Here is a 21468-nt window from a genome sequence, read left to right as displayed (position 1 = left end):
CTTGGCTTGATTCGGGCTTGGCCCGTTTGTGCTGTGTTTACAGACCTGTGTAGAGGTCATCGCCGCGTTTATAGTATTTATAGCGTTGATCATAACGCTTTGCTGCCAAGGGGGCTAGGCAGGATTCTAGGGGAAGTTATACGTTAACGGCGGGTTTGCCAGCAGTGGCGAGCTTGATACGGTCCGTCGGGGTTGGGCTGGGGGAGGGCGCTGCGAGTTGAGGGGTTTTGCAAAAGGGCAGGAAATACCCGTTTAGGGTGGTGGGCCCGGACAGACTTGAACTGTCGACCTGCCGATTATGAGTCGGATGCTCTAACCAACTGAGCTACGGGCCCCTATCGGGTCTCCCTGTGAGGGAGCGAAGATCGCGGCATTATAAAGACCCGCCGCCGGCAATGCCAGTGCGGCGTCCCGGGCGGTGTTATTTTGTGATGGTGCTGCCATAATTGAGCCAATACAGCTTGGCGCGGAGTCTGCTTTGAACGATAAACAACGTATAGAGAAGGCTTATTTAGACGATATTCTCCAAAGTCTGTATGCGCCGCTGGCGGCGATGCGCGGCCGCGCTATCTCTCTTGAGGCATCGTTGGTTGGGCAGCCCCAGGCCTTGGCAGATGCGCAGCGCATTAGCGCTGCGCTGCTGGCGTTGGAGGAGTCGCTACACAGTGCCGGCGGCGTTTTTGATGACACGGCGCTATCGCGACTGCGCCACGACCAGCGCAATAGCATTGGCGTGGTTGAGGGCTATGTGGAAATTTTGCTCGAGGACCTCGATAGTGGCGAAGGTGGTGTCGAGGCCTTGCGTGAAATTGCCGAGTTGTCCAAGCAATTTCAGTCGGCATTGGAAAAACTCCGGCGCCCGGGAGCAAAAAGCGCTGCGGCTGACTCGGTGTCGGCGATCTTTAAGAGTTTTCGGCAGGGGCTGTCCGCCGGACCGAAAAATATGCAGCCAGCCACTATTTTAGTGGTTGATGATAACGACAGTGGTCGCGAATTGCTGGCTCAGCAGCTGCAGCGTCAGGACTATTTGGTGGTGGAGGCGAGCAGTGGCGAGCGTTGCCTTGAAGTGATGCGCAGTGCCAGCCCGGACTTGGTGTTGTTGGATTTGGTGATGCCCGGCCTCAATGGCTACGAGGTGCTGCAGACTATTCGCGCCGATGATGAGCTGCGCCGTATCCCGGTGGTGGTGATCAGTGGTGTGCAGGACGAGGCGGGTGCGGTTCACTGTATTGATGCCGGCGCCAGTGACTATCTGATCAAGCCGCTGAATGCCACCTTGCTTCGGGCCCGAGTGTCGGCATTGCTGGAGCGCAAAGCTTGGCAAGACCGCGAGCGTGAATACCTGGCCGAGCTTGAAAAAAGCCAGCGCTTTATCCGCAAGGTGTTTGGCCGCTATTTGTCGGATGAGATCGTGCAGCGCCTGCTGGACGACAACGATGGCCTAAGTCTGGGTGGGGAGCGCCGTCGGGTGACGGTGCTGATGGCCGATATTCGGGATTTTTCCACCATTAGCTTGCAGCTGGAGCCCGAGCGCTGCGTTAGCCTGTTGAATAATTACTTGGCTGTTATGACTGAGGTGATTCAGCGTTTTCGCGGCACCGTTGATGAATTTGTCGGCGACGGCATTCTGGCGGTATTTGGTGCGCCGCTGCGTGAGGATGACGACAGTGATCGCGCGCTGGCCTGCGCGGTGGCGATGCAGTTGGGGATGGCGGAGGTCAATGCCCGCAATGCCGCAGAGGGTTTGCCGGCCATTGAGATCGGTATTGGCTTGAATACCGGCGATGTGGTAGCCGGCAATATTGGTTCCGAGTTGCGTAGCAAGTACGGCGTGGTGGGTCACAATGTGAATTTGACCTCGCGGATTGAGTCTTGCACAGCCGGGGGGCAGATTCTTGCCTCGCCGGCGACATTGGCACACTCGCGAGTGGAAGTACTCTGCGGTCGCCACCTTGATGTGTCGGTAAAGGGCTTGAGTGAGCCTTTACAACTTAGTGAGGTGCTGGGTGTCGGTCTGCCCTACGACCTGTTACTGGAGAACACTGAGCAGCCTTGGCAGTGGCGTGAGCAGGAGTTGGCCATGACTATGAGTGTGTTGTCTGACAAGCGCCTCGGCGCAGAGCGTCTGCCGGTGGCGATGCGTGCCAGTCGCGATAACGGTTTGCTGATTCACTGTGCAGGCGAGTTGCCGCTGCCTGTTGATGTGTGTCTTTTTGGTCCCGCAGAAGCGTTTTCGCTCTACGGGAAGATTGTGGGTCGCGAGGCCGGGCTCTATGAGCTGCGAATGACCATAAACCCTGAACTCAATGCCCGCCTTGTTGCGATGAACAGCGCGCAAGAGTGATCTCGATTGCCTATACAGAGCTGTATTTATGCCCAGACTATTACTGGTTGAAGACAATGAAATGAACCGCGATATGCTCAGTCGCCGATTGCAGCGTCGCGGCTACGAAGTGTTGCTTGCCGTGGATGGTCAGCAGGGCATCGACATGAGTCGAGAGAACAGTCCCGACCTGCTGCTGCTGGATATGAGCTTGCCGGTAAAAGATGGCTGGCAGGTGGCGCGCGAAATGAAGGCCGATGTGGCGCTCAAGGGGATACCTATAATTGCCTTGACCGCCCATGCGATGGCCGATGACCGCATGCGCGCAATGGCGGCGGGCTGCGATGATTACGATACCAAGCCGGTGGATTTAACGCGGTTGTTGGCCAAAGTTGAGGCGCTGCTGGAGAGCGCTGAATGAGCTTTACCCGTCGCCTGACCTTGTCGTTTGTTGCCATTTTGTTGCTGTCGTTGAGCAGTGTGTTGGTGCAAATCTGGGGGAATGACAGCCGTCGTCGCAATGTCTGGTTGTTGCAGAGTGTGATCAATACTCAGGCGGAGTTGAATGAATTTAGCCAGCAACTTTATGCCTTGCAGCGCAAGATGCGAGTGGTGGAGGCGCTTCAGCAATCGGCAGCCAGCCAGCCTCTCAGTGAGGGGGAGCGCAGCGAAATTTTGCGTGCCATTGGCCATTTGCGCGCTTTGCAGACGCAGCTCGACAGTGACTTGCGGCGTTTTTTGCAGGGCGATAATTACGAGGCGCTGGACGTGGAGCCCTTGTTTGACGGCTGGCAGCGCCATTTGCTGGCGGCAGAGATGAGTCTGGCCCAGTTGCGGCAGCAGCCCCCGCCGACTGCCACCGAGATGGCTGAATACTATCTCCGCCTCAGTCGCCAGCTCAGTGACAGTGAGCTGGCGTTATTGATCCGATCTGACGAAATTAATGCCAAACTCAAGGATATTGTCAGCCTGACAAACAAGGTGGCGCTGGCGGTATTTTTGTTGGCGCTGATCGTCACCTTTTTGCTGGGCTATTACATGACGCGTTATACCCGCCGCGCCATTCGGCAGTTGCAGAAGGGGACGGCAGAGTGGGGGGGAGGCAATTTCGATTACAGTATTGCCGATATGGGGAGCGACGAATTCGGCCAGCTGGCCAAGTCTTTTAACGAGATGGCGGCCAATTTACGCAATGCGATGAGCCGGGTGCGCGAGGCCAGTCGTCGCGCCGATGCCGCCAACGAGGCGAAGAGCGGGTTTTTGGCGAATATGAGTCATGAGTTGCGCACCCCGATGAATGCCATTATCGGTTATTCGGAAATGCTGCTGGAGGAGATCGAGGACGAGCCTGAACTGCCCGCTCAGCAGTTGCAGGGCGATTTGGAGAAAGTGCAGTTGGCCGGTAAGCACCTGCTGACCCTGATTAATGATGTGTTGGATATTTCCAAAATTGAATCAGGGCGTATGGCGGTGTTTTGGGAAAGCGTCGATTTGGCGTCGGTATTGCGCGATGTGGAAGTTACCGCCGAGCCGCTAGTCGCCAAAAATCGCAACCGCTTGCACTGTGACTACCAGTCTTGTGAAGGCACGATTCGCACGGATGTTACGCGTTTGCGGCAGATGTTGCTGAACCTGTTAAGCAATGCGGCCAAATTTACGCGTGATGGTGACATCCATTTACGCGTATGGCGCGAGCAGCAAGATGAGCAGGATATCCTGTGTGTCGAGGTGTCCGATAGCGGCATTGGTATGAGTGAGCAGCAGCTTGAGAAAGTGTTCGATGCCTTTGTGCAGGCCGATTTGTCGACCACCAAGCAGTTTGGCGGCTCCGGCTTGGGATTGACCATTTCACGAAAATTTGCCGAGTTGCTGGGCGGCAGCCTCAGCGCGGACAGCGATGAGGGGCGCGGCAGTCGCTTTACCTTGCGCCTGCCGATTAATGGCGAAAATGCGGTTGCTCGGCAGGCTGCCGAGGGCGCGGAGGTGCTGGCGGATGTGTTGGTGATTGATGATGACGCCAATGCCAGGGAGCTGGTGCGCCGAAGTTTGCAGGGTGAGGGCTACCGAGTGCGTGCGGCCAGCTCTGGTCCCGAGGGCTTGGATTTGGCGCGCGAGCAGCGGCCAGACTTAATTATTCTCGATGTCATGATGCCGATTATGGATGGCTGGCAGGTGTTGCACACGCTGCGTGGCGACCCGGGCTTGAGTAATGTGCCGGTGCTGATGCAATCGATGTTGAATGAGCGTGATCTGGGGCTGTTGCTGGGGGCGAATGAGTACCTGGTGAAGCCGGTGGCGCGCGAGGAGTTGTTGGCGGCGGTGCAGGATTTGATTCCGGCGGGCGCGGTCGGCAATTTATTACTGCTGGAGCAGGGTACGGCGCTGGCCAATGTTATTGGTCGTTTGCCCGGTGCCGAGTATTGGCAGTTATTTCAGACTGACAGTGTGAGTGATGCGCGCGGCTTGCTGGCCGAGCGCCCCTGGCAGTTGATCGTGATAGGCCGGCATGATGACGATAAGCGAGTAGCGGCGTTTTTGGCAGAGCTGCGTGCTAGTCAGTGGCGAGCGGTGCCGGTGATGTTGGCTCGCACAGAGGCGGACACCAGTGTACTGGAGCAGCAGCTTGGGCTGTATTTGCGTTGCGCTACCGCTGAGCGTTAAGGGAATTACTGTAGTGACAGTCTTCGCAGCTGGTCTAGCGCCATTTGTAAGGCCTGAACTTCCTGGCTTAATTGCTGCTGCTGCTGGGCTGATTGCGCGGCGCGGCGCTGGGCCTCTTCCAGCATAATGCGCGCTTCCAGGGCGTATCCCAGGGCTTCAAATAACACCGCTTGTTCGTTTTGGCGGCCATTGTGCAACACGTTTAGCTGGTCGAGAGAGTGTGTGGCCAGTGTGCTGTTGGCGCGGGGGTTGTCTTTGTTGAGATAGAGTAGAGTCAAGTAGCTCAGGGCCTGCTGGCGGAGTCGGGTTGGATTGCGGGCTTCATTGGCGATGATTTTGAGCTGGTCTTCGGCGGCGTAAAAATGCCCTTTTTTGATAAAGCCGATGGCTGTTTGCAGCTGTTCTTCCAGTAGTTGCTCCTGGGCAGCGTGCTCATTGACGATCAGTGGGGGTTGGTTCTGCTCTGGAGAACTGCTGCAGGCGGCAGTGACGGCTAGAGTGAGTAAAACTGTGTAGTTGCGTAGTGAGCGGCTAAACACGGTATTTGTCTCTATGTGGCCGATTGAGGCGGGCGGCCTGGGGCGCCCGCCGTGTGCTGCTTATTCGTCGAGAAAGCTGCGCAGATGGTCGGAGCGTGTTGGGTGGCGCAGTTTGCGCAGCGCCTTGGCTTCGATCTGGCGGATGCGCTCCCGGGTGACGTCGAACTGTTTACCGACTTCCTCGAGGGTGTGGTCGGTATTCATGTCGATGCCGAAGCGCATTCGCAGTACCTTGGCTTCTCGAGCGGTCAGGCCGGCCAATACGTCCTTGGTGGCTTCGCGCAGGCCTTCGCCCGTTGCCGAGTCAACTGGCGAGGAAATCGTCGTGTCTTCTATAAAGTCGCCCAGGTGTGAATCTTCATCGTCGCCGATGGGGGTTTCCATGGAGATCGGTTCTTTGGCGATTTTGAGTACTTTGCGGACCTTATCTTCCGGCATCTCCATGCGCTCGCCAAGCTCTTCCGGGCTGGGCTCGCGGCCCATTTCCTGCAGCATCTGGCGGGAAATGCGGTTGAGCTTGTTAATGGTTTCGATCATATGCACCGGGATACGGATGGTGCGCGCTTGGTCGGCGATCGAGCGGGTAATGGCCTGGCGGATCCACCAGGTGGCATAGGTAGAGAATTTGTAGCCGCGACGGTATTCGAACTTGTCCACCGCCTTCATTAGGCCGATGTTGCCTTCCTGAATAAGGTCCAGAAACTGCAGGCCGCGGTTGGTGTACTTCTTGGCAATGGAGATGACCAGTCGCAGGTTGGCCTCGACCATTTCCTTTTTGGCGCGGCGAGCGCGGGCTTCGCCAATTGAAACGCGCCGGTTGATTTCTTTGATGTCTGAAATGGTCAGGTCTTGGCGTTCTTCGATAGCGGCAATGCGCTGCTGAATGCGCATCAGCGTCGGTTTGTAATCAGCCAGTGCGGGGTAGGCTGCGGTGTGCTCGTCTATCCAGTCGGAATTGGCTTCGTTGCCTTGAAAGCTGCGGATAAATTCCTTGCGATCCATGCCGATGTTTTTCACGCAGATCAGCATGATTTCTTTTTCCAGCGCACGGATAGAACTCAGAGTGGTGCGCACTTCCTCGATGAGGGGGTCGAACATTGACGGCGTTAGCTTGAAGAACTTAAACAGCTCGCCCAGGGCTGACAGTTCCTTGGCGGTTTGCTTGCTGTAGCGGCCGTGTTTGGCGATGCTTTTTTCGACTTTGTCCTGCTGCTTCTGTAGCGCGGTGAAGCGCAGGCGCGCCTCTTCGGGGTCGGGCCCGGATGGGGAGTCGTCATCGTCATCGCCGGATTCGGCGGCTGCTGCGGCCTGAGCCTGGGGCGAGGGGACATTGTCGGCGGGGTCGAGATAGCCGCTCATGATGTCGCCCAAACGGCGTTCTTCCGCGGCAACTTTGTCGTACTCGGCCAGTACGCTGGGTACGATGCCGGGGTAATAGGCCAAGGCGGCCATCACATCGCGGATGCCTTCTTCGATGCGTTTGGCGATGACGATTTCGCCTTCGCGGGTCAGCAGTTCGACGGTGCCCATTTCACGCATATACATGCGTACCGGGTCAGTGGTGCGGCCGGTTTCGGTTTCTACAGCGGCCAGCGCGGCAGCGGCCTCGGCAGCGGCGATATCGTCAGAGGAGTCGCCGCCGGTCATGATCAGCGTATCTTCATCGGGGGCATGCTCAAAGACCTGGATGCCCATGTCGTTGATCATCTGGATGATTTCTTCAACCTGATCCGGATCCGAGATGTCCTCGGGCAGGTGGTCGTTGACCTCGGAATAGGTGAGGTATCCCTGCTCCTTACCTTTGGCAATGAGTTGTTTGAGGCGCGATTGATGAGTCGAATCATTCATTCTTGCAAAATACTCGTAGGTGCAGGTGAAAAAACAGCCGCGTATTGTACCCCAGAGGCATGCAATACGACCAGCGAAAAAGGCCATTGTTGAGAATTGCCTGCACCTTCAGCGCTGATGTTTGTTTGCTAATAGCTGCTTTATGTGCTCCAGCGTTGCTTTTGTGTCGTCACTAAGTTCAGCGTAGTTGTCCGCTTGCCCTTTGTCGACTTCCTCTCTCTGGCGCAGGGCGGCGGTTTGCGCTTTGAGCTGCTGCTCTTGCTGTTGCTTCTCGAAATAGCGCAGGGTGTCGAAAAAAGCCGCTTTGGCGCGCTCGTCATCGAGGCTGCTGCCCAGTAATTCTATGGTTTTTAGCGCTTCGGTCAGCAGTTGGTACTGCGGCTGTCCGTGCCAGTGGCCAAGTAGCATGGCGGTGGACGATTCCGGGCGCTTTTTCAGCAGGCTTAGAATCTGCTCCAGCAGATTTCGGGCCTCTGACGGCGGCGCCGAGTTGATGCTGGTGACGGCTTGGGCGATGCTGCTGGGGGTGTAGAGGAGCATCGCCAAGGCGAGGAGTGTGGGGTCGCGTTTGCCGCTGGGCAGGTGGCCGAGTAATTTCTCGGCGCCGCCGTTGGCTTGGGGTTTGCGGCTGACGGGTTGGCTGTTTGCGGCGGCGCTGGGGGGGCTGTCTTCGCTGCGCTGTTGCAGTTTGTCCAGAGCTGGCCGGCTGAGGCCGCTGCGTTTTGCCAGCTCGTCAAACATCAGCTCGCGGAAGACGCCGTCGGGCAGTAGCGACAGCAGCGGGGTGGCCAGCTTGGCGAGTGTTGCGCGGCCTGCCATGGTGTCGGGATCGGCACGATCGCGGAAGGCGTTGAAAAAGTGCTCTTCCAGCGGTGCGGCGCGGGCGATGAGTGCCTCAAAGCCCGCGCCGCCGACGCGGCGCACGGTGTCGTCGGGGTCTTCGCCTTCGGCGAGGAACAGGAAGCGGATGCGGCGGCCATCTTCCATGGTGGGTAGGGCATTTTCCAGGGCTCGACTGGCGGCTCGTCGCCCGGCCTCGTCGCCGTCGAAGCAGAAGACAATTTCGCTGCAATAGCGGAAGGCGGTGCGCAGGTGGTCGCTGTTGCTGGCGGTGCCCAGCGTGGCGACGGCGCAGCGGATGCCGTGCTGGGCGAGGGCAACGACATCCATATAGCCCTCTACGATGATGACTCGTTCCAGTTGGCGGTTGTGCTGGCGTGCCTCGTAGAGGCCGTAGAGTTCGCGGCCTTTGTGGAAAATGTCGGTTTCTGGCGAGTTTAGGTACTTGGGCTTGTCGTCGCCCAGTACTCGGCCGCCAAAGGCGATGACACGACCGCGGTTGTCGCGGATGGGGAACATGATGCGGTCGCGGAAGCGGTCGTAGAGCTTGTCGCTGTCGTCCTTGTCGACCAGCATGCCGGCGTCCAGCAGCTGTTGTCGGGCTTCGTCATTGCTGCCAAAGCCTTTCAGGACGTTGTCCCAGCCGGGTGGGGCAAAGCCGATGCCGAAATCGCGGGCTATTTGGCCGCTCAGGCCGCGTTTTTTTAGGTAGTCGACCGCTCGCTGTGCCTGGGGGTGTTGCCGCAGCTCGCGCTGGTAGTGGTCGGCCAGCTGCTCCATGGTGTCGTAAATGGTTTTGCGGCGCTGTTGGCGCAGAGCCTGCTGAGGGCTGAGTTCTTCGCGGGGGACTTCCAGGCCGGCGCTGTGAGCCAAGCTGTCGATGGCGCTGGGGAAGTCTTGGCGGTCGTAGTCCATGATAAAGCCGACGGCGTTGCCGGCGGCGCCGCAGCCAAAGCAATAATAGAACTGCTTGTCGGGGTTGACGCTAAAGGACGGTGTTTTTTCTTCGTGAAAGGGGCAGCGGGCAGTGTAGTTGCGGCCGGTTTTCTTTAAGGACACCCGGCGGCTGATGACGTCGACAATGTCTACCCGCGACAGCAGGTCGTCGATAAAGGCTTGAGGAATGCGTCCTGATGAAGCCACGTTAGTCGGTCCGGGTAGCGTGTCAGGCAGAGGGTAGCAGTCAGGGGGGCTGCTCTGCCAGTGGCGCGGCCTATTGGCTTAGGCGCGCCTTGATCATACGGCTGACGGCACCCATATCGGCGCGACCCTGCGCGGCGGGTTTGACCAGTGCGACGACTTGTCCCATGGCCTTCATGGAGTCGGCGCCGCTGTCGGCGATAGCCTTGTCGATCAGGGCTTCCAGTTCTGCGTCGCTAAGCGGGGTCGGCATAAACTCTTGGATTACGCCCATCTCAAACCGCTCTTGAGCGGCCAGTTCTTCGCGGCCGGCGTCTTCGTACTGGCTGATGGAGTCCCTGCGCTGCTTGCACATTTTGTCGAGCACGGTCAGGCAGCGTTCGTCGTCAACGTCAATGCGCTCGTCGACTTCAATGCGCTTGATTTCGGCTAATACCAGTCGAATCGCACCGAGGCGCTCTTTCTCTTTGGCGCGCATCGCCGCTTTCATGGCATCGCTCAGAGCTTTCTTTAAGCTGTGCTGGCTCATCGTAGTACTCCCTTGCTTGCAGCGGGGTGAAATCCACGGACACAAAAAACGGGCGGCTATATGGCCGCCCATTTACGGTGTTGCTGGGTGGAGCAAGTTGGGGTGTGGTCGTCCACGCCCCAAGAACAGCGGCTTAGTACAGGCGCTGTTGTTTTTTCATTTCGCGAGAAACTTTTTTGGCGTGACGCTTAACTGCGGCTGCAGCCTGACGCTTGCGCACGGAAGTGGGCTTCTCGTAGAACTCGCGACGGCGAACTTCGGCCAGTACACCGGCTTTTTCGCAAGAGCGCTTGAAGCGGCGCAGAGCGATATCAAAGGGCTCGTTTTCTTTGATCTTGACTGAAGGCATTCGTTAAACCTGTCCTGATGAAATTTGGCAATGAATTCTATGTGCCCACCGGAATGTTTAAGGTAGGACTCCAAGGGCGCAGAATTCTAAACGCTGGATTGTGAAAATGCAAAGTAAAAAGCTGCTTATCTGGTGCCGACCGGTCGAAATCAGTATTATGCGCCCTCAATTTACGGTGCGAATGGGCTGATTTTGCGGGTATTGGGACTGGAAAGCTCCTGTGACGAGACGGGGGTGGCAATTTATGACAGTGAACAGGGTTTGCTGGCTGACGCCCTGTACAGTCAAATCGCCCTGCATGCTGAATTCGGCGGCGTCGTGCCGGAGCTGGCGTCTCGCGACCATGTGCGCAAGTTGTTGCCGCTGATTCAGCAGGTCTTGGACCGGGCGGGCTTAGTTGGTAGTGATCTCGATGCGGTTGCCTATACCGCGGGCCCCGGGCTGGCGGGGGCTTTGATGGTCGGGGCTTGTGCCGGCCGCGCGATGGCCTACGCCTGGGATGTGCCGGCATTGGCGGTACACCATATGGAGGGGCATTTGCTGGCGCCGATGCTCGAAGAGCTGCCACCGGCCTTCCCTTTTATCGCCTTGCTGGTTTCGGGAGGGCACACCCAGTTAGTGCGTGTCGATGCCATCGGCGAATACCGTTTGCTGGGCGAGTCCTTGGACGACGCTGCTGGCGAGGCGTTTGACAAGGCCGCTAAAATGCTTGGCCTGCCTTATCCCGGTGGTCCGCAGCTGGCTAAAGCCGCCGAGCGGGGCGATGTCTCGCGGTTTACCTTCCCTCGCCCCATGGTCAATCGCCCGGGGCTGGATTTCAGTTTTAGCGGACTGAAGACCTTTACCCTGAATACCGTAGCCGATTGCGCCGGTGGCGGTCCGCTCAGCGATACCGATCGTCACGATATTGCCGCGGCCTTTCAGGACGCGGTGGTGGATACCTTGACGATTAAGTGCCTGCGCGCTCTCAAACAGGAGAGTTTGACGCGGCTGGTGATTGCCGGTGGGGTGAGTGCCAACACTGCGCTGCGCCAGCGCTTGGAGGCGCGACTGGCGAAGGTCGGTGCACAGGTGTATTATCCGCGCCCCGCTTACTGCACCGACAATGGCGCGATGATTGCCTACGCGGGTTGTTGTCGGCTGCTGGCGGGCCAGCGGGAAGAGCTGTCGGTGCAGGTGCGGCCGCGCTGGCCGATGAACGAGCTGCCGGGCCTGGAGTGATGACAAATATGGATAAAGTGTATGTGCGCGGTTTGCGCGTCGACACCATTATCGGCATTCACGACTATGAACGCGATCATCGGCAAACGGTGCTGGTTGATCTGGAGTTGGGGTACGACATCCGCGCGGCCGCGGCGGCCGAAGATATTGCCTTGACGCTGGACTACCAGGCGATCAGTGAGCGCTTGTGCAGTTTTATTCGCGCCAGTGAGTTTCAGTTGGTCGAGACCTTGGCTGAGCGCTGTGCGGCGCTGATTCGCGATGAATTCGGTGTGCCCTGGCTGCGTTTGCGGCTGGCCAAGCCCAATGCGCTGCACTATGCCGATGAAGTCGGCATTGTTATCGAGCGCGGTAGCATCGCCTAGTGCCCTTGTGACAGGGCTTCTCGCAGGCACTGGCGCCGCTGTTCCCGCAGCGCTCGCCCCAGTGCGGCACCCTTGTACCCCTGCTTGACCAGTGCCTCGGCACTGATGCCCGCCAACTCCGTGGCGGCGGTGGTCAGTATGTTCAGTACCTTTTCTTTTTCATTGCGCAAGGCCGCCAGTTGGCAAAACTGGCGGAGTATCTGTGGTCGGCGCAGGTAATCGAGGTTTTCCAGTAGCGCCAGGACTTGATCTTCGCTGCCAGCGGCGCCCAATGTGTCGGTCAGCGGCAGCAGGGTGGTGCTGTGAGCGGCTAGCAGGCTTGCTGTTTTGCTGGCGCGCAGCTGCTGACAGAGCTGCTGGCAGCCTTGTGGGCTTAGGCGACTGCAACTCAGTGCGAAGCGGGTGTCGCCTTCCAATGGCTGTTTTGCCGCGTTATCCAGCGCCTGTAACAGGGTTTCGTCGAAGCTGCTGGCCCACTGCGGATAGAGGGTTTGCAGGGCGTTGCAGTCGAGTAGGGTTTGGAAGAAGGCCGATGGCCGACGCTCGCTTAAGGCCCTGTTAATCTCGGTCATAATGCGTTCTGGGCTCAGGGCCAGCAGTTCTTCGCGGCGACACATGTCGCGCATCAGGGCGCGGGTTTCGGCGGCGACGTGAAAGCCGAGGTGGGCGTAGCGGGCGGCAAAACGGGCGACGCGAAAAATGCGCAGCGGATCTTCTTGAAAGGCGGGAGAGACGTGGCGAAGCAGGCCTTGTTCAAGGTCGCGGCGGCCGCCATAGGGATCGATATATTCGCCGTCAGCACTTTTGGCGATGGCGTTAATGGTGAGATCCCGCCGCAGCAAGTCCTCTTGTAGAGTGACTTCCGGGCCGAACTCGCAGACAAAGCCGTGGTAGCCGGCGGAGGTTTTACGTTCGCGGCGCGCCAGGGCATATTCCTCTTTTGTGTGCGGGTGGAGGAATACGGGGAAGTCCTTGCCAACCTGTTCGTAACCCTGGGTGAGGAGGTCTTCCGGGGTGCCGCCGACCACCAGCCAGTCGCGTTCGCTGAAGGGATAGCCGAGAAGTTCGTCGCGGACGGCGCCGCCAACCAGATAAATGTCCATGGGAGAATAATCCGCTATCTTGCCGGCTCTGGGAAGCTAGCCCTGGGGAGCCGTGCAGTTACAGTGCAGAATGTCGCCGCTATCCATATCCAACAGCGTCATGTGACGGCCCCATACGCAGCCGCTGTCTAAGGCGATAATATCCTCGCGCCCGGTATTGCCCTCCAGCGCAGCCCAGTGGCCAAATAGCAGTGTCTCCTGGCGCGGGGGTTGCGGCCAGTCAAACCAGGGGCGGTAGGGCGCAGGAATGTCTTCCCGGCGGCCTTTGAAGTCGAGTTCCAGGCGGCCCTCGGCGTCGCAGATGCGCATTCGGGTGAGGTAGTTGGTGATGCAGCGCAGTCGCTCTGCACCTCGTAGCGTGTCATGCCACAGTCGGGGTTCATTGCCGTACATCTGCTGAAAAAAGGCCGCGCTGTCCGGCGACTGCAATACGGTTTCTAGTTCGCCGGCCCGTGCCAGTGCCTGCTGGCTGGACCACTGGGGCGGTACGCCCGCGTGGCTCATCAGATAGCGGCCGTCATCACTGCGCAGTGCCAGTGCCTGGCGTTGTAGCCAGTCCATTAGCACGGGGCTGTCCTTGGCCTTGAGCAGTGCGTTTAGGCTGGGGTGGCGGCCGCGCGCTGTGTGGCCGCGGGCAAGGGCGAGGTAGTGCAGATCGTGATTGCCCAGGGTGATCCTCAGGCTGTCGTGCATGCGGTAGAGATAGCGCAGGGTATCGAGGGAGTCGGGGCCTCTATTGACGAGGTCTCCGACCAGCCACAGTTCATCCTTGGCGGGGTTAAACGCAGCCTCATTGAGTAAGCACTGCAGGGGCTTAAGGCAGCCCTGAATATCTCCTACCGCGTAGCGAGCCACTGCGGCCTCAGTGCAGCGCCGAGCGCTGCGCCAGTGAAAACATGGCGATGGGGGCGATAAAGCGGCGACCGGAGGCACTGATCATTTCATAGCTGCCTTCCATGGTGCCCACGGCGGTGTCGATGATCGCGCCGGAGGTGTAGGTGAAGGTTTCGCCGGGCTCGATAAGCGGTTGCTTGCCGACGACGCCCTCGCCTTGCACTTCCTGCACGTGGTTGTCGCCGTCGGTGATGATCCAGTGGCGGTTGAGTAGGCGCACGGCCTCGTCACCGGTGTTGCGAAGGGTGATGGTGTAGGCGAAGGCGTAGCGGGAGTCCTCGGGGGCGGATTGTTCGGCGAGGTACTGGCTTTCAACCTGGATATCAACGGGGTTGGTGTCGGGCATGTGTCTCCTGATCAAGCTGGATTGCGGTGAATAAAGTTGGCGATGGCGACAAACTCGGCTAAGTCCAGGCGTTCTGGGCGGGCGCCGGGGTCGATGCCTAGGGTGGTCAGCTGTGCTTCGCTGATGCTGTTCTTGAGATTGTTGCGCAGGGTTTTGCGGCGCATGTTAAAGGCTTCGCGCAATACCTGCTGCAGGGTGTTAATGCTGTCGGCCGGGTGTGGAAGTGCCGCGTGGGGGGTGAGGCGAACAATCGACGACATGACTTTCGGGCGTGGCGAGAACGATTCTGGGGGTACGTCGAATAAGGCTTCTACCTCACAGTAGTACTGCGCCATGACTCCGAGACGGCCATAGGTTTTACTGCCCGGGCCGGCCGCGAGGCGATCGACCACTTCTTTTTGTAGCATGAAGTGCATGTCTTGGATGCAGTGTTGTGCGCTCAGCAGGTGGAAAATGAGTGGTGTCGAGATATTGTAGGGCAGATTGCCGACCACCCGCAGAGGATCGTTACCGGCCAGGCCGGGAATATCAAATTTAAGCGCGTCGCCTTCGTGCAGATGGAAATTGTCGAAGGCGCTAAATTTTTCTTCGAGTATGGGCAGTAAATCGCGATCCAGCTCGATAACGTCTAATTGACAGCCGCTGGCCAGTAATTCGGCGGTAATGGCGCCTTGGCCGGGGCCGATTTCCAGCAGGCGCTGCCCTTGGCGGGGGCTGATGGCGCGGACAATACCTTGGATAATGCCGCGGTCGTGCAGGAAGTTTTGTCCGAAACGCTTGCGGGCGCGGTGTGTGCTCATAGTGTGCTGCTCGCTGCGTGACTGGCCATATCAATAGCGCAGTGTAAGGCGGTGTTCATGCTGCCGGGGTCGGCGCGGCCGCTGCCAGCCAGATCTAAGGCGGTGCCGTGATCGACGGAGCTGCGGATAATCGGCAGGCCCAGGGTGATGTTCACCGCGTGGCCAAAGCTCTGGTATTTGAGTACTGGCAGTCCCTGGTCGTGGTACATGGCCAGTACGGCGTCGCAGTGCTCCAGGTGGCGCGGTGTGAAGGCGGTGTCGGCGGGCAGCGGCCCGCTGAGCTGCCAGCCGCGGGCGCGGTAGTCGGCCAGCACGGGTTCGATAATGTCGATTTCTTCGCGGCCCATATGGCCGCCTTCGCCGGCGTGGGGGTTGAGGCCCAAGACGATGATGCGCGGCTGCTCGCAGCCGAAGCGCTGGTGCAGTTCGCGGTGGAGAATGTCCAGGGTGCGCTGCAGTTCCACGCGGGTAATCGCGGCGGGGACGGCACTGAGTGGCAGGTGGGTGGTGACCAGCGCCACGCGCATGGCTTTGCTGGCTAGCATCATTACCACTTTTTCGACACCGCAGCGGTCGGCGAGAAATTCGGTGTGGCCGCTGAAGGGAATGCCGGCGTCGTTGATAACGGATTTTTGCACCGGCCCAGTCATCATTGCCTGACAGTCGCCGCGAAGGCAGGCGTCGTTGGCCTGGCGAAGGCATTCTACTACGTAGTCGGCGTTAGCTGTGTTCAATACGCCGGCTTCGGCGGTTTCGGCTAGGCTCACTTCGGCGATGCTGAGATGGCCCGGGCGATGCTCGCCTGCCGCTTGGCTGGCGTCAAAACGATGCAGGGTGAGTGGCAAATTCAGCGCGCTGGCGCGCTGGCGCAGCAGCGCCGGGTCGGCGAAGGCGACCAGCTCGGCGGCCCAGGGTTGCTGGGCGATCTGTACCAGCAGCTCCGGGCCGACACCGGCGGGTTCGCCGGGGGTGATGGCAATTCTCGGCAGCATTAGATCTTGATGTCAACGTAGGCTTCGGCGCGGATTTTGCGCAACCAAATATCTAGCTCATCTTGGTATTTGCGTTCGTGCAGCGCGTTGCGGGCCATGCGCTTGCGCAGATCCATGCTGACGTTTTGTTGGCGGCGGTCGACCACCTTGATGATGTGCCAGCCAAAATCGCTTTGTACCGGTGGGCTGATATCGCCAATGGCGGTTTTTTCCATGGCTTGCTGGAATGCCGGTACCAGCTGGCCGGGTGAGGTCCAGCCGAGGTCGCCGCCTTCCTGTGCAGAGCCAATGTCCTCTGAGTATTCTTTGGCCAAGTCGTGAAAGGAGGCGCCGTTTAGTACGCGTTGGCGCAATTCTTTCGCCAGGGCTAGGGTCTGCGCTTCGCTGCGAATCGCCGAGGGCTTCAGGAGGATATGGCGGGCGCGTGTTTGCGCCACCATTTCATTTAGGCCGCGGCTTTCCAGGAGTTGAATGATGTGGAAGCCGCTGGCGCTTTGCAGGGGGGCGGAGACGTCGCCGTCCTGCATTTTCGGCGCGACGCTGGCAAACAGTGAGGGCAGGTCTGTTTCGCGGCGCCAGCCGAGATCGCTGGCGTTAACGTCACCTTGCGCCAGTGTGTTGTAGTCAGCGCCAGCCTCGAGTTTGGCGGCCAGTTTGCTGGCCTGCTGGCGGGCGAACTCCCGGTCAGCCTCGCTGGCGTCAGAAGCAACGGGTAGCAATAAGTGGGCGAGGTGGTATTCCGGTGAGGTGCGGGCGCGGCCCTCTTCAGAGTTGAGGAAGTTGCTGACCTCTTGGTCGGTGACCTGGATGCGCTGATTGACATTGCCCATTTGTACGCGCTGTAAGAGCATTTCCCGGCGGATTTGCTCGCGTACCTCGCGGTAAGAGGCGCCGCTGTCTAGCAGTGCCCGACGGAATTGCTCCAGCGTCATATTGTTTTTGGCCGCCACGCGCGCCACTGCATCATTGAGCTGTTCGTCGTCAATGCGCAGGCCTACGCGATCGGCCATTTGCAACTGGATGCTTTCCAGTATCAGCAGGTCGAGAATTTCTTTGCGAAGCTGTTCTTCCGGCGGCCCCTGCTGTCCCGAGCGGGCGATGTTCTGTTGCACGGTGGTGTAGCGCTCCTCGAGCTCGCTGGCCAGGATAATATTTTCGTCGACGATGGCGATAACGCGATCGAGCCACTGGGTTTCCGCTTGTGCGGCGACGCTAAACAGCAGCGTGAACAGGGCGGAGAGGATGCTCGTGTGGAGTTTATTCATTCGTTTGATAACCAAAGATGCTTTCTTTAAGTACGCTGGTAACGGCCGTACCCAGGCCGCCCAGCCCCTTGAGTTGAAATTCTACAAGAATGGCAGAGTTTGTTTCCGTATCACTGGTATTAGACCCGCTATCGTCGTTCGGTTCCAGTGCCTGCTGATAGACGATGCGAGTTAGCCAGCAACAGTTCTGGTATTCGGCGCCGATTAGGTTTTCTACCGGGCGATTGTCTTCAAAGTCGTACTGGGTTTTGGCAAATAGCTGCCATTGGTTGTTGAGTGGCACAGCCAGGGACGCATCCACTTGGCGGACATCGTGTTCCAGACCGCCAAATTGGTTGCCTTGGCGGCGGATGCTGTAGCCGAGGTTGATCAGGCTGCCGTTGTCAGTGCGGCGGTGGTAGCGCAGGTTGCTTTGATTGAGTGTGCCCTGGCGGGCATCAAAAAGCAGGTCTGCGTTAACCGTGTGGTGGCGGCTTGGCGACCAGAGTACTTGGGTGGCAATGTCGGAGTTGCTGCTTTTGCGTTCGGGGTCGCCGGGCAGTTGAACGCGGCCGTTTTCAAAATAGTAGAGTTGGCCCAGGCTCAGACTGAGAAATTCGCGCCCGATATCATTGTCGATGAAGCGGCTGCTGACGCCCACGGCTAGCTGGTCGGCGTCGCCGAGTCGGTCGTGGCCGGTAAAGCGAGTGTCGCGAAATAATTGTTGATAGGTGAACGTGAGGGCGGCGCTGTCGAAGTCCGGTTGGTCGCTCTGGTCTTCGTATTCTGCATTGCGGTAATAAAGGCGCGGCTCCAGGGTTTGGGTCAGCGATTGGTCAGCCAGCTGTAGTTCGCGTTCAAAGAATAAACCAGCGTCAATGCTGAGTTGGTTGGAGCTGGCATTGGGGTTTTCATTGATGCCAATGCGGTCGGCATCTTCCAGCTCGTAGGCAACATGGCGGCTTTTAAGGGCGGGTTCAATGAAGCCCCAGCGCCAGCGCATGGGCAGGCTTAGGCCGCCTGCACCGTAGACGCGCTGGCCGGTGATTTTGTTGCCACCGTCGCTGACCGCATCGCGGTGGTCAAAACGTGAGTACTCAAATTCCAGCGATGGCTCAAGTTGGAAATTGCGGGCTGGCGACTGGTAGTTCAGCGTGAGTTGCGGCAGCTTCTGATAGGGGTCGTCAACCGCGGCGATGGTCTGGTAGCGCTGCACTTCGATGCTGCCGCTCCAGTTGTCACCCAGGTAGCCCATTTCGGCTTTTTGATTGAGGTGGGTGCTGCGTTTGACCGCCAGATTAGCCAGTCCCAGGTCATCAAAATAGCGGTCGTCGCTGACGCGAGTGTAGTCGATGTTGCTGTACCAGCCGTCGCCCATAAAGCCCCGCTCGGCGACCCCCAGTAGCCAGCGATCCCCTTCCTGGCTTTGGTCGTTGGCCAAGTAGCTGCCGTTGAATGACCACTCAGAGTAGCGGTTGAGATAGCGGAATTCGCCTTCCAGTGCCTCCCCGTGAGCTTCGACGTAGCGGGGTACGAGAGTGAGGTCGTAGTTGGGAGCCAGGTTTAGGTAGTAGGGGGTGGATATATCGAGGCTGTTGTTGGCCAAGCCAAATGTTGGAAACAAAAAGCCAGTGCTGCGGCGGTCATCTACGGGAAAGTTTAAATAGGGTGTATACAACACGGGCACATCGTAGATGCGCACGGTGGTGCCACGGGCGACGCCGCGCCCGCTGTCGTAGTCCAGTTCGATACTGTCGGCGTGCAGCGACCAGGTTTCATTGTCGGGGGTGCACTGGGTATAGCTGGCTTTTTCGAGCTCAAAGCGACCAAAGGCCGGGCGGGCGATACGCCCGGCACTGCCCCGGGCGCCGGTTTGGTAGCTCAGGATTTCCGCCTGATCCAGCTCCCCCAGGCCCTGATTGGTGTCCAGTTCGGCGCGCTGGCCGCGCAGCATAAAGCCGGGTTGCCGCAGTACGACATCGTCGCGCAGCATCACAATGCTGTCGCTGCGGCGGTAGCGAGCATAACCGGCATCGAGGCTGAGATTGCCTTTGCGCAGCTGGACATCGCCTGCCATGGTGGCGCGGTCCCCCAGGGATTCTATAGTGTCGGCCGATACGACCAGGGGGGCGTCGTTGGGGCTTAACTCAGATCCGTTCCAGTCGCGAGCGGGTTCTACAAAACGGCCCGCGCAGCCCGGTGCCAAATCGCAGTGCGCGCTTTCGGGTAGATGTTGTAGGGGGACCCAGTTCCAGTGTTGGTAATAGGCCGGCAGACGAGCCATGTCAAAGCTTAACTGAGTGGTGTCCACGGGGCCGCAGCGCTGTGTGGGTAGCGTTTGCGCAAGGCTGGTAACGCTGTAGCAGCTCATTAACAGCAGAGGTAATAGGCGGAACACGGGCATGCGGTATCGGCTTTAATATTTATTGCTGTGGGCCTGGATTGGCGAAGGCGAATAATAAAGCATTCTCTGCTAGGATGCCCGTTTCGCCGCCATATTGATTGAATTTCCTGCCGCCGATGACATCTGACAATACTGTAATTGCTGACGAGCTGAAACGTTGGAGCCTTGCTCAATTGGGTTTGCCTGAAGATGAGCCGGCGGCGCTGTCGATGGTGTCGGGCGACGCCAGCTTTCGCCGCTATTACCGCCTGAGCTTGCCGGGGGATATGCATTTTATCGCTGTGCATGCGCCGCCCGACAAGGAGGATAATCCCGCCTTTATTGCCGTGCAGCAGCGCATGATGGCCGCCGACTTGCGGGTGCCCGGCCTGCTGGGCTGGGATTTGCAGCGCGGTTTTCTGCTGCAGGAAGACTTTGGCGATGCCCTGCTGCGCCCGGCTTTAGGCAATCCCGCGGCCGCTGAGCGCTATTATCAGCAGGCGTTTGGCAGCCTGCTGAAGATGCAGGCCATGCCTCTGGCGGAGGGGGATTTGCCCGACTACGACCGCGGGCGGCTGCTGGAGGAAATGGCGCTATTCCCCCACTGGTTTGCCGAGCAGTTGCTGGGCTATACGCTCAGTGACGATGACTGGCAGATGTTGGCGCGGCTGTTCGATTGCTTGGCGGCGCGGGCGGAGGCCCAGCACCAGGGCTTTGTGCACCGCGATTTTCACAGCCGCAATATTATGTTGCTGGCCGATGGCGAACTCGGCCTGATCGACTTTCAGGATGCCGTGCGCGGCCCGCTGAGCTATGACCTGGTATCGCTGCTGCGCGATTGCTATGTGCACTGGCCGCAGCAGCAGGTGCGCGACTGGGCGCTGGCCTTTCGTCGTCAGGCGCAGGACGCCGGTATCGCCGTGCCCGCCCCCGAGGCGTTTTTGCAGGATTTCGACTGGATGGGGCTGCAGCGTCATATCAAGGTCTTGGGCATCTTTGCGCGACTCAAACTGCGCGACGGTAAATCGGCCTATCTGGACGACCTGCCGCTGGTCATGGCCTATACCCTGTCAGTGGCCCGCGAATACACAGCCTGTCGGGACTTTGTCGCGTGGTTTGAACGCGAATTGCTGCCGCTGGCCCGCAAGCAGCACTGGTATCGGGATGTTGCGCTGTGAAGGCGATGATTCTCGCGGCGGGCTTTGGCGAGCGCATGCGACCGTTGACCGAAACCTGCCCAAAACCCCTGCTGCGCGTCGGCGGCAAACCGCTGATTGACTACCACTTAGAGAAGCTGGCTGCGGCGGGTTGTCGCGAGGTGGTGGTGAATAGCGCCTGGCTGTCCGAGCAGCTGTGCGATTATCTGGGCGACGGCGAGCGCTACGGCTTGGCGATCAGCCACTCGGTAGAAGACCCGCCGCTGGAAACCGCCGGCGGCATCGTGCGCGCCTTGCCGCTGCTGGGCGAGCAGCCGTTTCTGTTGATTAATGGCGATATTTTCTGCGACGTGGACTTTGCGCCGCTGCTGGACTGTGAGCCTGACGGCGCCGAATTGCTGATGGTGGCTAATCCCGCCCATAACCCGGCTGGCGATTTTGCCCTGGCCGACGATGGCCGTCTGAGCGAAGCAGCCGCGGCGCCGCGCTATACCTTTGCCGGCGTGAGCGTGTGGCAGCCCCGCTGCTTTGCCGGTTTGGCGCCGGGGCGGCGGCCGTTAAAGCCACTGATGCTTGAGTTGATGGCGCGGGGTGAGCTGCGCGGCCGTCTTTATCGCGGGCAGTGGTGGGACGTCGGTACCCCGCAGCGACTGGCAGAACTGGATGCACAGCTGCGCTCTGCGTAAACTAAACACTCAATTTCGATCTTTTCCTCGCTCAATAATGGACAGCTC

19 protein-coding genes and 1 tRNA gene are annotated in these 21468 nt (G+C 59.1%); 7 read left to right on the top strand and 13 right to left on the bottom strand.

The annotated features are described in order from the left end of the window. Window positions 1-258: 258 nt before the first annotated feature. Window positions 259-335, bottom strand: a tRNA-Ile gene (locus ABYM29_RS05220). A 143-nt stretch (window positions 336-478) separates the two neighbouring features. Here ABYM29_RS05220 and ABYM29_RS05215 point away from each other — a divergent pair. From ABYM29_RS05215 to ABYM29_RS05205, 3 genes are read left to right on the top strand one after another with little or no spacing between them, the layout of a single operon-like run. After that, window positions 479-2344, top strand: coding sequence for a response regulator (locus ABYM29_RS05215; protein WP_372862993.1), 1866 nt, complete (start codon window positions 479-481; stop codon window positions 2342-2344). Between the two features lie 28 nt (window positions 2345-2372). Continuing rightward, complete coding sequence (locus ABYM29_RS05210) at window positions 2373-2744, top strand: response regulator (protein ID WP_372862990.1); 372 nt, start codon at window positions 2373-2375, stop codon at window positions 2742-2744. Next, the gene (locus ABYM29_RS05205; protein ID WP_372862988.1) at window positions 2741-4984 is read left to right on the top strand and encodes an ATP-binding protein; all 2244 of its coding nucleotides are present in this window, start codon (window positions 2741-2743) and stop codon (window positions 4982-4984) included. Before ABYM29_RS05210 ends, ABYM29_RS05205 begins: the two co-directional genes overlap by 4 nt. 5 nt (window positions 4985-4989) lie before the next feature. Here ABYM29_RS05205 and ABYM29_RS05200 read toward each other — a convergent pair whose 3' ends face one another. From ABYM29_RS05200 to rpsU, 5 genes are all read right to left on the bottom strand, one after another. Next, on the bottom strand, window positions 4990-5523 hold the full coding sequence (locus ABYM29_RS05200; protein WP_372862985.1) for a hypothetical protein: 534 nt from the start codon (window positions 5521-5523) through the stop codon (window positions 4990-4992). Window positions 5524-5583: 60 nt separating this feature from the next. Continuing rightward, complete coding sequence (gene rpoD, locus ABYM29_RS05195; RefSeq protein ID WP_372862983.1) at window positions 5584-7371, bottom strand: RNA polymerase sigma factor RpoD; 1788 nt, start codon at window positions 7369-7371, stop codon at window positions 5584-5586. Between the two features lie 108 nt (window positions 7372-7479). After that, window positions 7480-9354: a DNA primase gene (dnaG, locus tag ABYM29_RS05190; RefSeq protein WP_372862982.1), complete on the bottom strand. Its 1875-nt coding sequence runs from the start codon at window positions 9352-9354 to the stop codon at window positions 7480-7482. 70 nt (window positions 9355-9424) lie between these two features. Continuing rightward, the gene (locus ABYM29_RS05185) at window positions 9425-9880 is read right to left on the bottom strand and encodes a GatB/YqeY domain-containing protein (protein WP_372862979.1); all 456 of its coding nucleotides are present in this window, start codon (window positions 9878-9880) and stop codon (window positions 9425-9427) included. A 133-nt stretch (window positions 9881-10013) separates the two neighbouring features. Further along, the gene (rpsU, locus tag ABYM29_RS05180; protein WP_022959447.1) at window positions 10014-10229 is read right to left on the bottom strand and encodes a 30S ribosomal protein S21; all 216 of its coding nucleotides are present in this window, start codon (window positions 10227-10229) and stop codon (window positions 10014-10016) included. 192 nt (window positions 10230-10421) lie between these two features. Here rpsU and tsaD point away from each other — a divergent pair, with 192 nt between their 5' ends. Next, window positions 10422-11450 carry a tRNA (adenosine(37)-N6)-threonylcarbamoyltransferase complex transferase subunit TsaD gene (tsaD, locus tag ABYM29_RS05175; RefSeq protein ID WP_372863004.1) on the top strand — a complete coding sequence of 343 codons (1029 nt, stop codon included), beginning with the start codon at window positions 10422-10424 and terminating at the stop codon, window positions 11448-11450. Between the two features lie 8 nt (window positions 11451-11458). After that, window positions 11459-11815 carry a dihydroneopterin aldolase gene (gene folB / locus ABYM29_RS05170; RefSeq protein ID WP_372862976.1) on the top strand — a complete coding sequence of 119 codons (357 nt, stop codon included), beginning with the start codon at window positions 11459-11461 and terminating at the stop codon, window positions 11813-11815. Here the strand turns inward: folB and ABYM29_RS05165 are convergent. The 7 genes from ABYM29_RS05165 to ABYM29_RS05135 are packed head-to-tail and all read right to left on the bottom strand — an operon-like array spanning window position 11812 to window position 19598. Next, window positions 11812-12918, bottom strand: coding sequence for a multifunctional CCA tRNA nucleotidyl transferase/2'3'-cyclic phosphodiesterase/2'nucleotidase/phosphatase (locus ABYM29_RS05165; protein ID WP_372862974.1), 1107 nt, complete (start codon window positions 12916-12918; stop codon window positions 11812-11814). The two genes, folB and ABYM29_RS05165, sit on opposite strands and share 4 nt — an antisense overlap. A gap of 36 nt (window positions 12919-12954) precedes the next feature. Then, the gene (locus tag ABYM29_RS05160) at window positions 12955-13773 is read right to left on the bottom strand and encodes a symmetrical bis(5'-nucleosyl)-tetraphosphatase (RefSeq protein WP_372862971.1); all 819 of its coding nucleotides are present in this window, start codon (window positions 13771-13773) and stop codon (window positions 12955-12957) included. A gap of 7 nt (window positions 13774-13780) precedes the next feature. Next, window positions 13781-14158: a Co2+/Mg2+ efflux protein ApaG gene (gene apaG, locus ABYM29_RS05155; protein WP_372862968.1), complete on the bottom strand. Its 378-nt coding sequence runs from the start codon at window positions 14156-14158 to the stop codon at window positions 13781-13783. Between the two features lie 11 nt (window positions 14159-14169). Next, window positions 14170-14958 carry a 16S rRNA (adenine(1518)-N(6)/adenine(1519)-N(6))-dimethyltransferase RsmA gene (gene rsmA, locus ABYM29_RS05150; protein WP_372862966.1) on the bottom strand — a complete coding sequence of 263 codons (789 nt, stop codon included), beginning with the start codon at window positions 14956-14958 and terminating at the stop codon, window positions 14170-14172. After that, window positions 14955-15950 carry a 4-hydroxythreonine-4-phosphate dehydrogenase PdxA gene (pdxA, locus tag ABYM29_RS05145; RefSeq protein ID WP_372862963.1) on the bottom strand — a complete coding sequence of 332 codons (996 nt, stop codon included), beginning with the start codon at window positions 15948-15950 and terminating at the stop codon, window positions 14955-14957. Before pdxA ends, rsmA begins: the two co-directional genes overlap by 4 nt. Beyond that, on the bottom strand, window positions 15950-17215 hold the full coding sequence (locus ABYM29_RS05140; RefSeq protein ID WP_372862961.1) for a peptidylprolyl isomerase: 1266 nt from the start codon (window positions 17213-17215) through the stop codon (window positions 15950-15952). The genes pdxA and ABYM29_RS05140 overlap by 1 nt, the downstream gene beginning before the upstream one ends. Continuing rightward, complete coding sequence (locus ABYM29_RS05135) at window positions 17208-19598, bottom strand: LPS-assembly protein LptD (protein ID WP_372862958.1); 2391 nt, start codon at window positions 19596-19598, stop codon at window positions 17208-17210. The genes ABYM29_RS05140 and ABYM29_RS05135 overlap by 8 nt, the downstream gene beginning before the upstream one ends. Window positions 19599-19714: 116 nt before the next feature. Here ABYM29_RS05135 and ABYM29_RS05130 point away from each other — a divergent pair, with 116 nt between their 5' ends. Both ABYM29_RS05130 and murU read left to right on the top strand, forming a co-directional pair. Continuing rightward, complete coding sequence (locus ABYM29_RS05130) at window positions 19715-20755, top strand: aminoglycoside phosphotransferase family protein (RefSeq protein ID WP_372862955.1); 1041 nt, start codon at window positions 19715-19717, stop codon at window positions 20753-20755. Between the two features lie 5 nt (window positions 20756-20760). Next, window positions 20761-21420 carry an N-acetylmuramate alpha-1-phosphate uridylyltransferase MurU gene (murU, locus tag ABYM29_RS05125; protein ID WP_372863001.1) on the top strand — a complete coding sequence of 220 codons (660 nt, stop codon included), beginning with the start codon at window positions 20761-20763 and terminating at the stop codon, window positions 21418-21420. Window positions 21421-21468: the final 48 nt, after the last annotated feature.

The organism is Spongiibacter sp. (assembly GCF_041602295.1).
In the GTDB taxonomy this organism is placed as follows: domain Bacteria; phylum Pseudomonadota; class Gammaproteobacteria; order Pseudomonadales; family Spongiibacteraceae; genus Spongiibacter.
Note: the sequence above shows the minus strand (reverse complement) of the source record. Positions and strands in the feature narration are given on the sequence as shown.

What these genes read in the sequence shown, in the direction of transcription:
- pdxA (WP_372862963.1), bottom strand. Translation starts at nt 15,950, where the DNA reads ATGCTGCCGAGAATTGCCATCACCCCCGGCGAACCCGCCGGTGTCGGC.
- ABYM29_RS05135 (WP_372862958.1), bottom strand. Translation starts at nt 19,598, where the DNA reads ATGCCCGTGTTCCGCCTATTACCTCTGCTGTTAATGAGCTGCTACAGC.
- murU (WP_372863001.1), top strand. Translation starts at nt 20,761, where the DNA reads ATGATTCTCGCGGCGGGCTTTGGCGAGCGCATGCGACCGTTGACCGAA.
- apaG (WP_372862968.1), bottom strand. Translation starts at nt 14,158, where the DNA reads ATGCCCGACACCAACCCCGTTGATATCCAGGTTGAAAGCCAGTACCTC.
- ABYM29_RS05165 (WP_372862974.1), bottom strand. Translation starts at nt 12,918, where the DNA reads ATGGACATTTATCTGGTTGGCGGCGCCGTCCGCGACGAACTTCTCGGC.
- rpoD (WP_372862983.1), bottom strand. Translation starts at nt 7,371, where the DNA reads ATGAATGATTCGACTCATCAATCGCGCCTCAAACAACTCATTGCCAAA.
- rpsU (WP_022959447.1), bottom strand. Translation starts at nt 10,229, where the DNA reads ATGCCTTCAGTCAAGATCAAAGAAAACGAGCCCTTTGATATCGCTCTG.
- ABYM29_RS05185 (WP_372862979.1), bottom strand. Translation starts at nt 9,880, where the DNA reads ATGAGCCAGCACAGCTTAAAGAAAGCTCTGAGCGATGCCATGAAAGCG.
- ABYM29_RS05210 (WP_372862990.1), top strand. Translation starts at nt 2,373, where the DNA reads ATGCCCAGACTATTACTGGTTGAAGACAATGAAATGAACCGCGATATG.
- folB (WP_372862976.1), top strand. Translation starts at nt 11,459, where the DNA reads ATGGATAAAGTGTATGTGCGCGGTTTGCGCGTCGACACCATTATCGGC.
- ABYM29_RS05205 (WP_372862988.1), top strand. Translation starts at nt 2,741, where the DNA reads ATGAGCTTTACCCGTCGCCTGACCTTGTCGTTTGTTGCCATTTTGTTG.
- ABYM29_RS05140 (WP_372862961.1), bottom strand. Translation starts at nt 17,215, where the DNA reads ATGAATAAACTCCACACGAGCATCCTCTCCGCCCTGTTCACGCTGCTG.
- rsmA (WP_372862966.1), bottom strand. Translation starts at nt 14,958, where the DNA reads ATGAGCACACACCGCGCCCGCAAGCGTTTCGGACAAAACTTCCTGCAC.
- ABYM29_RS05130 (WP_372862955.1), top strand. Translation starts at nt 19,715, where the DNA reads ATGACATCTGACAATACTGTAATTGCTGACGAGCTGAAACGTTGGAGC.